A 12,439-nucleotide genomic window follows, 5' to 3' on the forward strand; every position below is an offset into this window, starting at 1 on the left:
ATAATTAATTGGATGATTATAATAACTATTGGAAGCAGATAGATCATTTCAACCGAATACTTCGGCATTGTAATAAATACAAGCTCATCCTCACTGCCTCCATCACTTTGCATTACCTCGAAAAGAAACAGAAGTAAGCTGCTTGGGATGACAGTAAATACGAACCAGGTGATACGGTCCCTGACTCTCTTCGCCCTACTAAACAATAAACCGTTGATAAAGCACATGGCGAGGGGCAGAATGTACGTTTTACACAGTAAAATGATTAACTCTGTTCCCCCTCCTCCCTCTATCCTGATCCCAAGAAAATAAATTAATATCAAATGTATTACAATTGCTGCCAGTATATGTGAAATAGTTTGGAGTACTGTCTTTTTTGGTTTCATCTTCCGCAGCCCCCAGATTCCATTTATCTCCCTTAATTTAAACCAGTACCCGATTCAAAATCTCTTTTCTTTTAATCAAATAGTAGAATGTCAAAACACTTTGCACTACTAAAACGCCTCTGGGAAAAAGCAGGAGCATTTCAAGATCATATTTCGGCAAAAGTTCAAAAGAAACTATAGCCCCATACTCACTATCTCCACTAGTTTGAATTACTTTAAAAAAGAACAGAAGCAGGAAGCTGGAGAGCATCATCCCTAAAAACCAGATAACTTGGTGTTTGATCCCGCCGGTCCTAATCAATAAGAAACAATTAACAAAACCCAATAACAGGGGCAATAAATACATCTTGAATAGAGTTTGAATTACGCCCGGCTCCCGTAACTCCATCCTTATCCCAAGAAAATAGATTAAGATCAAATGCAGTCCAACTGCCAGTAGCACATAAAGGATGGCTCGGAACATTGCATTGATTAATTTCTCCACTTTCCTCCCCCTTGCCTCTTTAAATCACCAACCAAAACTAGTGCTCATGAACAAAGCGGTTATATCCAATAAATATAACTTTATGATTCTATGTATCCTCCGCATCCCCTGTGTTCTCTTTACTCACGCTCACTATCATTATCAGCATAGCCATCAAAAAGAGTATTTGTATAACCGAATAGAGAAACGGGAATAACATCATCAGTTCAACATAACCCTGAGAAAAGTGAATCTCAATAAATACAGGTTCGGTCTGCTCCGCCGCCACTGCTTCTTCTTTTAATTTCAAGAGGAGGGCAATACTAGGAATAAGGCTAACCGCTAACCAAATCAGATTGCACATGATTTTCTTCGTCTTTAAAGCCATCGCACAGGTTACACTCAAGAGAATTAGCGGACAGCAATATGTGATGAATATCTCCTGCTTCCCCACTCCCTCCCACTCTTCCGTCTTCATCTCTAAAAAGTAAATCATCCCCAAATGGATGACGATAACCACTAAAACCTGCATTACTCCTTTTATTGTAAGAATCATCTTCTTATGCATTTCTCTTCACCTCACCAGCCAAGGCGCAAGGAAGAAAAAGAGCACTGTCGTGCTAAAACAGATCAAGAGCAAAAGATGCAGGCTCTTCTCTAACAAGTGTTTTGCAAAGAAAAAGCAGATTACCAGGCACACTACCAAGAGAACAATATAAAACGACAGTTGATTATAGTCGGTTGCTGTCCATAATAAACCGCCTCCGCCAGCAGAAAAGACTATGCCGATGACTAGAAAGTACATCCCCACTCCCATTAATCCGCTTAAAGCAACGAAAATCAAACTGATAATCATATTACGCTCCTTTGACTTGGTCACTGTTCCTCATCAGCCAGATATAATATCAGGAATCTATTGAATATATTCCCTTTACCCCAAGTTATCGGATTCTCCCCATGATTTGTGTAGATCAACAGAACGACAAAAGAGGAACCGTGATAAACACGGTCCCCTCGAATCCCTCTAACCCACTATCCTTTATTGAACGCCCTTCTTCTGCATATCCTCCAGGTGGCGCTGATACATCACTTTCTCGGCCTTCTCTGCACCGACTTTGTCCATCTGGCTGATGAAATCGTTGTAGGCGTTGTCGAAATCAGCATCGGTTTCGGACAGGATCAGCTTCGGAATGGTTTTGTTCCAGAGATCCTTCACTTTGCCGTTGATCACACCTTCAGGTGAAGAGCCGTCCGGCTCCAGATTGTCCATGCCCAGGGAGTAGCTGTCGAAGTTGTATTTCTCCAGCAGCTTCGCTCCGGCGAATTGCTCCGGCTGCTGTTCCTGGAAGTCACGGGCGGACGCATCATCCCACAGTTTACCTGCCCGCATCAGGAGAGTCGAATCATCGAAGCCGTACTGGGCGTTATAAGCGTTGTTGTCCTTAAGCTTCAAGTCCATAATTTCCTGCTTGAATTTCGGCAGGCCGTCAACCATGTCATAAGTCTCGCCTTCAGTACCGTAGCGTGCATCAAGCTGTCCTTCATCGGACCAGGCATATTCAGCAAAGCGGATAATCCGTTCCGGATTCTTCGCATTCTTGGTGATGAAGAAGCCCTGCCAGCCCATCAGACGGGAAGCGGCATATCTTGGGTCTTGGCCATTCGCCTGAAGTCCGCCAATAATCGTGTATTTATGATCGGCCCCCAGCGTACTTTCAATTTTCGGATTGTATTGGGTGTACATATTGGACATGTACTGCGAAGCTGCGGCATATTGCGCCCCGTACAGCTTCTCTTCATACTGCTCCTGCTTGTAGATCAGCAGCTGTGAATCGAATAGTCCATTGCGGTACAGCTGGTTCATGTAACGGAAGGAATCGATGAAGCCTTTGTTCCGCATAGGGTATTCTACGATCTGCTGATCATCCTTGATCCGTTCCTCCAGCAGGTTCGGCGAGAAGGAGCTGATCAGGAAGTTCATTGACAAGCTGCCGCCGAAGCTGTTTTTGGCCACATCGAAGTTCTCCACACCGACCGGACTGATCTCAGGGAATTTCTCCTTTGCCAGCTTGAGGGCGTTCATCAGATCATCTGTCGTCTTCAGCTCCGGACTGCCAATGGCCTTGTAAATATCTTCGCGGAAGAACCATGGACGAATCGGCGTAATCGGTACCCCGCTGGTCAGTCTGTCAGCGGTTTCAAACAGGTTCGGCAAGTACCAGAGCTTTCCGTTGACCGAATGATATTTCACCATATCCGGGTCGAGCATGGACTTCAGCTCCGGTGCATATTTGTCCATCAGCTCATCCATGGAGTAGACCATACCATTATTGATCAGCTTGCTTACCGCAGGATTGTTCCAGTCCAGCATGATGGTATCCGGCAGATCCCCGGAAGCAATCATGGTGTTCAGGTAGTCGTCATCGTTCCCTGTTGCCAGCTTGCGGTCTATCGTCACACCGGTTTTTTCTGTAGCCAGCTTCATCGCATACTGATCCTTCCACAGATATGCAGATGCCCAGTTCCCGTAGAAATATTGGGTGAATTTAAAAGGTGAGGTGTCTTGCTTCCAGGATTCCGTGCTTCCGGTGTCTGTGCCTGCATTAGCAGGTTCTGCCGAAGCATTCGCTGCCGGAGTAGCTGGCGCATTACCCTCAGCCGCTCCATTTGCATTATTGCCGGTATTATTAGAACTGCAGCCTGCCAGCAGAGTGACGGCGAGTAAAGCAGCGGCCATTCCTTGTGCGCCTTTCTTTCTCATACATTGACCTCCCATAAAATGAAATCTATATACTTAAACGGCCGGAGCCGTTAAAGCCGTTATTAACCTTTGACCGAACCGATCATCACGCCCTGCACAAAATATTTCTGTACGAACGGGTAGGTAAAGACAATCGGCAATGTGGTAATGACCATCGTCGCCAGCTTAAGCGATTGCGCAGAGACTGAACCCAGCCCCAGATTGCTGGCCATCAGGCTGACATTGCTGTTCGAGCTGATAATTTGCATCAGAATCTGCTGGAGTGTCAGCAGGTTATCATTACCGAATAACATGGCATCATACCAGGCGTTCCAGTGGAACACCGCATTGTAAAGTGCAATCGTCGCCAGCACGGGCTTGGAGACCGGCAGGACCAGCTGCCAGAATATCCGCAGATCGTTGGCACCGTCAATTTTGGCCGATTCCTCAATTTCCTTGGGCAGTCCCCTGAAGAAGGTCAGCATAATGATGGCATTAAACACATTGAACAGATTCGGGATAATGTAGACCAGGAAGCTCCCTTTTAGATGCAGATACTTGGCTACAACGAGGTAATAAGGAATAATACCGCCGCTGAAATACATGGTGACAATAGCCATCATGAGGAAAATCCTACGCCCCATCAGCTCGGTCTTGGATACGCCATAAGCAAAGGCTGCTGTGAACAATACCGCAGTTGCTGTTCCGGCAAGAGTCCGGGCGATGGTGATGAAAAAGGCATGCCCCATACGTTCATCCTGAAACACGACTTTGTAATTCTCCATGGAGAACACGCGCGGCCAGAAGGCGATCCCTCCACGGGCAGCATCCGTCGGATCGTTAAGGGAAGTAATTACGATATTATAGAACGGATACAGGGTCATAATACAGAGCGCCAGCAGCACCAGCACATTCAGGATGTCAAAGGCTCGTTCCGGCCACCTTTTCGAATACGTTAACATGATGTCCCGCCTCCTAGAACAAGCTCTCTTTAGTGATTTTGCGTGAAGAATAATTGGCAATGTACATCAGCACAAAAGCCACGATGGATTGGAACAGGCCAATCGCAGTCCCGTAGGAGAATCTGCCTGTTACGAGACCCGTTTTGTACGAATACACAGACAGCACATTGGCTGCATCCTGGGTCATTGAATTCTGCATCAGGTACATCTGATCAAAGTTCGAGTTAATGAGCCCGCCCACCGAGAGAATCAGCAGGATAATGATCGTTGGCTTCAGGGAAGGCAGTGTAATATGCCAGATCCGCCGGAACCGGCCCGCACCATCCACAATGGCCGCTTCATACAGCTGGGGATCTATGCCGGCAATGGCTGCCAGATAGATAATGGAGTTCCAGCCGATATTCTTCCAGATCTCCGTAAATACAACCAGGGTCAGGAACGTATGCGGGCTGCCCATCATCATGGTATCGCTTCCAATAATCCCGGTACTGACCAGCATTTTGCTGATTACGCCAGTCTCCGGATCAAGCAGGGTGTACATTAAGCCGACTACCAGCACCCAGGATACGAAATACGGCAAATACGTCAGTGATTGAACAATCCGCTTGAACCTTTTGAATACTACCTCATTCAGCAGGATCGACAGGATGATCGGTGCCGGGAAACCAAATACCAGCTTGGCAATACTGATCTTGAATGTGTTAGCCAGTGATTCTGTAAACGTCGGATCATTGAATAATTCCCGGAAATTCGCCAGCCCTGTCCAGGGACTGTGGAGAAACCCCTGAAAAGGTGTATATTCCTTGAAGGAAATGATCACACCATACATCGGGATATAGTTAAAAATGATCATCCATAGTACTGCAGGCAGTGTCAGCAACATCAGATACCGCTGCTGCCAGAACCGCTTGGAGGGCAAACTGCTCATAAGCTACATCCTTTCTTCTGCATTCGATTGCGTTCGACTTCTCATCTTCCTATGGGTTAATTATAAAATGCCGCCTGCCAGGGTTATATATCAAAAATGAACGCGGGTATCAGAATCCCACGATGTTTGTAAGCGCTGTCTAAATAAAAGAGCCCCAAACGCATCATCTGCGATTGAGGCTGACTTATTATCGTGCGGGTAGGAACTGACCCTTAACGCTGTACAAATTCCCTGTACTCTCCTGGTGTCATTCCGTAGACCTGCTTATACAGCAGCCCGAAATACGATGGATTCGGAATACCGATCTGCTCGGCCACTACAGCTATGCGCTGCTTGGTTGTGCGCAGCATCTCCTCCGCACGCGCGAGCCTGTACTCCTGGATATATTCACTCGGTGTCTTGCCTGTCTTCTTCTTGAAGATCATCCCCAGGTGGTTGGGGGAGACGAATACCTCGCCGGCTAAATATGCCAGGCTTAGATCCTGGTTCCCGTACTGTTCCTCAATCAGAACGATGACCCGGTTAATCAGATAGTCATCCTTACGGTTCCGCTTCTCTTCCAGCAGCTGCGACATTTCACCGATAACGCCTGCTGTATAAGCTCTCATGTCCGGGAGACGGCTGCTGGCCAGCAGCGCCTCCATATGATTGGCGGCAACTGCTGTGGTAGCTTGGGCAGCGGGCATCGCAAGCGAGGAACAGCTCTCGATCACACCGCCGAGCAAGGAAGCGATATAGGATCTTCCTGCCCCGGGATGCGCGGCAAGCAAGGCGAACAGTTCGTCCATGACCGGTCCGGTTGGGCTCCCGCTCCCGAGATCATACCTCAGGCGCTTGGCCAGCTCCCGGAACTGCCGGGTGAACACCTCAGAGTCCTTAGTGAATTGTTTCCTGGCGAACTGTTCCCTGTCTGCTGCAACAACTCCGCTCAGGCCATTAAACACCGCGAAGTTAAATGCACTTTGCGATTCCCGGAAGGATTCGCGGATGAGTCCGATATCCTCCCGCGGTGAGCTTATGCCGATGATCCACCCCGCTGGATCAACCTGTTCCCGGGCTGTATCCTCTATGATCACTGGCTGCAGATTAAACACCTGCAGCAGCTTCTCTGCAAGCTGTGCCTGTCCGCTGAGCTCATCCTGCTGCAGGGCGATGAGCAGGACGAAGGCCGTAAGTTCTCCCTGCCCTGCCCCCGCCCCGGCCGAAAGCACAAGCACTTGCCGCCCCAGTACAGTTCCGGCGGTCCGCTCCATCTCCATTGTATCCGGCTTCTGCGGCAAGCCCGGCCGGGAACACAGCCACACAGAGAAGGCGCCCGCTTCCAGATAGCCATTGTCCCGGAGTTCATTAATCGTCTGCTGCTGCGTCTCCGCACCGCCCCGGCCCAGCAGCCAATCCATTACCTGCTGGCGCAGCGAGAGGTGATGCACCGCATCTTTTTCCAGCCACATGCGCTCCTCTTCACTCCGCTTCAGCAGCTGATCCTCACAGCCTTGGACGACCTTGAGCATCGTGCTGAGCATTTCTTCTTCCCCCACCGGCTTGAGCACATAATCCACCGCGCCGAACCGCAAGGCTTCACGGGCAAATTCGAAATCATCATACCCGGTCAGCACAACGATCCGCACCCCGGGAAGCTGCTCCAGAACAAGCTTGGCCATCTCGATTCCGTTCCTGCCGGGCATTTGTATATCCGTGATGATGATATCCGGCCTGATCTCCAGCGCTTTGTCCAATCCCTCGATGCCGTCCGATGCCGTCTCGATCACAGAGATGCCCATCGACGCCCAGTCCAGAAACTCGATTAACCCTTCTCTCTCCCAGCGTTCATCTTCGACAATAAGCATTTTAAACATTGTTCATCCCCCTGGCTGCAAAAGACAAGGTAATTACCGTCCCAATCCCCTGTCTGCTGTAAAGTTCAATATGCTGGGATTCCCCATAAAAAGCCTGAAGACGTTTGGTTATATTGGCAATGGCAAACCCGCTGCCCCGTGTATTGAGAACTTTGCCTGCAATTACATCCTCGATCATATCCCGCGGCATGCCTACCCCATCGTCGATGATGCGGATGACCACCTGATCGTCTTCGAGTGCTGCTTTGATGATAATGGTACCATGTGAACGCTTAGGCTCAATCCCGTGGATCAGTGCATTCTCAACCAGCGGCTGCAAAATATTCTTCAGCGTATAACAGTTCCTGACCCGCTCCTCCACTTCAAAAACCGCGTCAAACCGGTCCTCGAACCGGAACTTCTGAATCGCCAGATAAGCCCCCACCATATCAAGCTCATTCGCCACCAATGTCTCCGAATTCCCCTTATTCAGTACCAGCCGGTAGAACTTGGCCATGGAATCTGACAGCTTCACGATATCCGGCGCTTTGGCCTTGCGGGCCACCCAGGAGATCGTCGCAAGCGTGTTGTACAGAAAATGCGGATTGATCTGGGACTCCAGCGCTTTAAGTTCGGCATCTTTTTCCAGCAGCTCGGATTTGTATACGGTTTCGACCAGATCATGGATCCGGGTAGTCATATGGTTGAAGCTCAGTGCCATCTGGGTGAACTCGTCATTCCAGACAACCGGCACCGATACGTCAATGGAGCCTTCCCGCACCTGCTTCATCGCCTTAAGCAGCACCTTCATGCGGGACAGCAGCTTCACTGTCAGATAATACACCAGCAGGCTCAGTATAATGAGCGCGGCAATTAGCACCATGAAGCTGGTCCGGATCGACTGGTTCACTTTATCCACGAAGTTGCTGACCGGAAAAACACCCACAAGGCGAAGATCCGGGCCTGTAAGCGGGACCGAGATCACTATGGACCTGACCCCGCCTACCGTTGCCAGCATATTCAGCCTGCTGTTATCCCCGGGCATCACCCCGGTGAGCTCATTGATCATCGCATCGGACAGCGGAGTGTTGTTATTGGAGGCAACCTTGTGATTATTGTCGAGGACGAGAACGCTTCCAACCTCCGTGTTGGCATCCTCCAGCGGCTGGAACAGCACGCTTTGTGTCACCTCAATTTCGACCAGACCGTTCACCTCATTATTGCGTCCGGAGAGAATCTTCCGGTTATACGAGAAGACATCCGCTTTGGCCTTCACATCAGGCCTCGTTGTCAGCAGATTCTCCAGATGCAGTCCCCGCCAGTCCGTGGAGTTCTGGACATCCTTCATAAACCGTACATACTCCCCGTCCCCGCGAATCCGGTCCATACTATAGAAGCCGTCGTAAAGCTCGAAGATCTCAGGGATCGTCGGATTGTTCATATAGACATGTATCGAGTGGATGTACGTATTCTGCCGCATAATGTTATCTACAATCGGGGCAACGTTGTATCGGTAGTCCTGAAGCTGAAAGCTCTCATTAATAAAAGCGCTGTCCAGCAGCGTCTGAATCCTGGAATCAAAGGCGATGATCTCCGAAATGTTCTCGATCATGTCCACCTTTTCATCGATCGTGGTTTTGGTCTGCAGCAGATTCTGTTCCATCACGCTCCGCGCCTGGGAGATGGCTGAATTGTATGCCTGCACATAAATGATGACCCCTGTGATGATGGACGAGACCGTTAGAATCAGAACAAAGATCCCAACAAACTTCGAGGTCACACTCCAATTGTGAAAAACCCGGGTGATCCGCTTCATGTAACCTGTTAGCCCCCTATTTGCCTCAACTACACACCATCGTAACACCGGGTTCTGGAATAGTAAATTAGGTTTTATATTCAAGAGCGGAGAAGACCTTAGGCGGTTGACTGGCCGGGGGAGGCGTGAGCAGAGGTAGGGGATTTGGGTGGGTGGGTTAGATAGAGGGATGGATGGATGGATAGATAGATAGATAGATAGATAGATAGATAGAGCGATGGATGGATTGAGAGGGAAAGATAGACGTATGGATAAGCTTAAGCTGATTATTCTTTACTCACCCCGGGAGTTGTAGCCGCAGTGAAGCCGGTTTCTTAAGCCCGCCGGGCTGATTAGGCATAATTGTTGTACGGAGTACAACTCTGGTCGCCAGTTACCCCTGTGTTAAGGCGAATTGTTGTACGAAATACAAGAATAGTCTCTTTGATTGGCTGGAAGACGTGGAAATGCTGCAAAAAGTACAACAATTTTCGATTTCGATCGATCTCACGAGGAAAATGTTGTATTTTGTGCAGGATTTCATAAAGGTGCCTCTGGATCAAAGCGGAGGATTCCTGCGTTGTGTTACTAAGCCGGAGGCCAGTGATTCGCATGGTCAGTAAAGTAAATGATCAAAGCAAACAGCCGCCTCCCTGCCGCTTAATAGCGGTACCGGAAGACGGCTTAGAACGTAACCCTAATAGAAATAGATTAACTTAACTGCATAGTGGTAAGACAGGTGTCGTCGCTCTTGAAGGTGGATACTTCGGTCTTGGCTTGTTTCCCGTCATGCGTGACGGTGATCTGAAGCTTCTGGTCACGCGGGAGCCATAGGTCGATGAACCCGTTAGGCTGGGATTTCACTGTCTGCTTCATCACTTCCTTACCTTCGGCATCTTCAATGTATACGTCGAATTCCTGACCTGCCATTTCCCCCTGGCAACCGGTCAGGCTGTGTGTTGCACATGGATGCGTCTTCTGCACATACGGGGCAACCGACAGGAAGAATTCGTTCTCCGGCAAAGCATAGGTGACTTCGTTTGGACCGCCGCTGTCCACGATGAGCTGGGTGGAGGTGATGGAGGCGGACTGGGACGTCAGCGCGCGCGAGCTGTAATCAGACACCATCTGCTTAATGTCCTGAGCGGCCGCCTGACTAACCGGCTGGCTGCTGCCCTGCGCCTCTTCGACGTCAGCCGTGTTTCGTTCCCCGCTTCCGGCATAAATAAAGATTCCGATTGCCGCAACAACTGCACATGTACCCACCACGATTTGTTTTCGCATACTCTATATGTTCATCTCCTTGTGGAATTTCAGCCTTAATACTAAGTGGGATTTATTAGCCCATTTCTTCCCTCAATTCATGTTCCATAAACAGGATATCACGTTTCATTTCCTTCATGCTAGCTCTGGAAATCCGTCCGCTCTCGAACATCAGCTGAATGTTGTCACGCTCCAGCTGAATCCCTGCTCTGGACAGCTCCTGCAGAGCCTCTTCAAACTCCCGTTTGGTGGAGGAGATGGACTCCGTACGGGTCAGTCTCATCTGCCCCCGTTCATAGCGCATGATCAGGGCGCTGACCGCTTCAGGTTCGGTCTCCCCTTTACTTTGCAGCTCTCTCAGCTTCTTCAAGACGTAGGCAAAATTGGCAGACTGCAGCCGGTTCCATTCCTCACGCCGTTCCTGGCCGCTTAGACGCACCTGCTGGATCACTCCTACAATCTCTTCCCAGCTTTTGATTGGAACCAGGTCATTCCTGTACTCCGGATCACGGGTGTGCATGAATAGCTGCTTGTTCAGCCGGTTCAGATAACGGTAGGCCGTGTACGGATTCACCTCCCGCTGCTTCATCGCAGTCAGGGTGTACTCTCTTTGCCACTTGAGCGAAGTAACACCCAGCATCCGCTCCATTTCCTCTGCAGCTTCATTTTTCTTCAGCATGCGGATTCTTGAGGTGTAGGTGCTGATCAAGTGGCTCAGGGCCATTCGCGAATGATCCGTAGCCTGATCGTTTAGACCGGAAACTACGTTGCGCAGAATTTCGATTTTGGCCTCAACCTCTTCGGCATTATGCTCTGCTTCATTTTCTTTGCCGAGCAGCAGCGGCAGCAGATAGTTGGAGGCCAGCAGAGTCCAGAGAATCACACCCGCCGCAAGGAAAATAATCAAATCCCTGGCCGGAAATCGGGTACCGTCATCCAGGAAAAACGGCAGTGACATCGTACTCGCGAGTGTGATCGTTCCCCGGACTCCTGACAGCGTGAGAATAAGAGCTTTTTTGAACTCCAGCTTCCAGTGTCCCCGCGGCTCCTCCCCTTCGGGAATGTCCATAATCAGCATCCAGATCAGACGCAGGCCAAGCACGGCCGCTGTTAATAATAACGTGTACAGGATTACCTGGAAATTCCCGATATCCGGATTGTTCCAGACAGTCTGTATGATCTCCGGCAGCTGTGTACCCAGCAGCAGGAAGACCAGGCCGTTCAAGACGAAGATAATGACGGACCAGGTGCTTTTGGACACGATGCTCAGCTTAGCCACCTCGGGATTCATCTGCTTATATCCGAAGGAATGGGCAATACCTGCGCTGACAACGGCCAGGATTCCATTAACCCCCAGCTCCTCTGCCGCCATAAAAATCGCAAATGGAGTCAGAATCTCAATCAGCATATGTAACGTAACGTTCTCCATCCCGAGTCTGCGCAGCCATCTGACTATCCCGTATTTAATCAGCGTGAGCAGCAGCCCCAGCACGACACCGCCAATTGAAATGGTAATGAAGCTCAGGCTGGCTGTTCTGAGGGAGAATGCCCCGGTGACCATGGCGGCCACGGCAAACTGAAACGAGACCAGACCTGAAGCGTCGTTGATCAAGGATTCCCCTTCGAGAATCTGCATCGTCTGATGCGGGATTTTGACCTTCTGCTCCAACGCGCCTACAGCGATGGCATCCGTAGGGGCAAGTGCCGCCGCCAGAGCAAACGCCGCAGCTAACGGTAGAATAGGCAGCAGCCAATGCAGGAAGTAACCCAGGACGCCTACCGTCAGGAAGACCAAGCCCAGCGCCAGCAGCAATATAGGCTTCTTCAGCTTCCATAACGCCACTTTATCCGCAAGCCTGCCGTCATTAAACAATAAGGGGGCAATGAAGAGCAGCAGAAACAGCTCCGGATTCAACGTCAGTTCAAAATGCAAAGGCAGCCAGGTCAAAGCCATCCCCAGCACAATTTGAATGATGGGCACGGAAACCGAAGGGATAAATCGGTTCACCAGATTGGACAACGAGACCGCTGCCAGCATCAGCAAAATATACTCAAATAATTCCAAGC

Annotated in this window: 11 protein-coding genes; all 11 read right to left on the reverse strand. The window is 49.8% G+C overall.

What is annotated here, in order from left to right:
* Positions 1-386 (reverse strand): hypothetical protein (locus GC101_RS35700; RefSeq protein WP_216626486.1); only part of this gene is annotated, 386 nt, incomplete at its 3' end.
* Positions 387-423: 37 nt separating this feature from the next.
* On the reverse strand, positions 424-870 hold the full coding sequence (locus GC101_RS06220; RefSeq protein ID WP_171716554.1) for a hypothetical protein: 447 nt from the start codon (positions 868-870) through the stop codon (positions 424-426).
* A gap of 88 nt (positions 871-958) precedes the next feature.
* Complete coding sequence (locus GC101_RS06225; protein WP_171716555.1) at positions 959-1,417, reverse strand: hypothetical protein; 459 nt, start codon at positions 1,415-1,417, stop codon at positions 959-961.
* Positions 1,418-1,423: 6 nt separating this feature from the next.
* The gene (locus GC101_RS06230; protein ID WP_171716556.1) at positions 1,424-1,705 is read right to left on the reverse strand and encodes a hypothetical protein; all 282 of its coding nucleotides are present in this window, start codon (positions 1,703-1,705) and stop codon (positions 1,424-1,426) included.
* A 183-nt stretch (positions 1,706-1,888) separates the two neighbouring features.
* Complete coding sequence (locus GC101_RS06235; protein WP_171716557.1) at positions 1,889-3,610, reverse strand: type 2 periplasmic-binding domain-containing protein; 1,722 nt, start codon at positions 3,608-3,610, stop codon at positions 1,889-1,891.
* 62 nt (positions 3,611-3,672) lie between these two features.
* On the reverse strand, positions 3,673-4,551 hold the full coding sequence (locus GC101_RS06240; protein WP_039308538.1) for a carbohydrate ABC transporter permease: 879 nt from the start codon (positions 4,549-4,551) through the stop codon (positions 3,673-3,675).
* A 13-nt stretch (positions 4,552-4,564) separates the two neighbouring features.
* Positions 4,565-5,479 (reverse strand): ABC transporter permease, encoded by a 915-nt coding sequence (locus GC101_RS06245; RefSeq protein WP_171716558.1) that lies wholly within the window; start codon positions 5,477-5,479, stop codon positions 4,565-4,567.
* Positions 5,480-5,691: 212 nt separating this feature from the next.
* Entirely contained in the window at positions 5,692-7,335 is a 1,644-nt protein-coding gene (locus GC101_RS06250) for a response regulator transcription factor (RefSeq protein WP_171716559.1), read from the reverse strand.
* Entirely contained in the window at positions 7,328-9,130 is a 1,803-nt protein-coding gene (locus tag GC101_RS06255; RefSeq protein WP_171716560.1) for a sensor histidine kinase, read from the reverse strand. Before GC101_RS06255 ends, GC101_RS06250 begins: the two co-directional genes overlap by 8 nt.
* A gap of 690 nt (positions 9,131-9,820) precedes the next feature.
* Positions 9,821-10,393, reverse strand: a complete 573-nt coding sequence (locus GC101_RS06260) for a CueP family metal-binding protein (protein WP_171716561.1) — start codon at positions 10,391-10,393, stop codon at positions 9,821-9,823.
* A 55-nt stretch (positions 10,394-10,448) separates the two neighbouring features.
* The gene (locus GC101_RS06265; protein WP_171716562.1) at positions 10,449-12,437 is read right to left on the reverse strand and encodes a Na+/H+ antiporter; all 1,989 of its coding nucleotides are present in this window, start codon (positions 12,435-12,437) and stop codon (positions 10,449-10,451) included.
* Between the last annotated feature and the right edge of the window lie 2 nt (positions 12,438-12,439).

Origin of the sequence: Paenibacillus phytohabitans, from assembly GCF_013141775.1 — a bacterium.
GTDB lineage: Bacteria > Bacillota > Bacilli > Paenibacillales > Paenibacillaceae > Paenibacillus_AQ > Paenibacillus_AQ phytohabitans.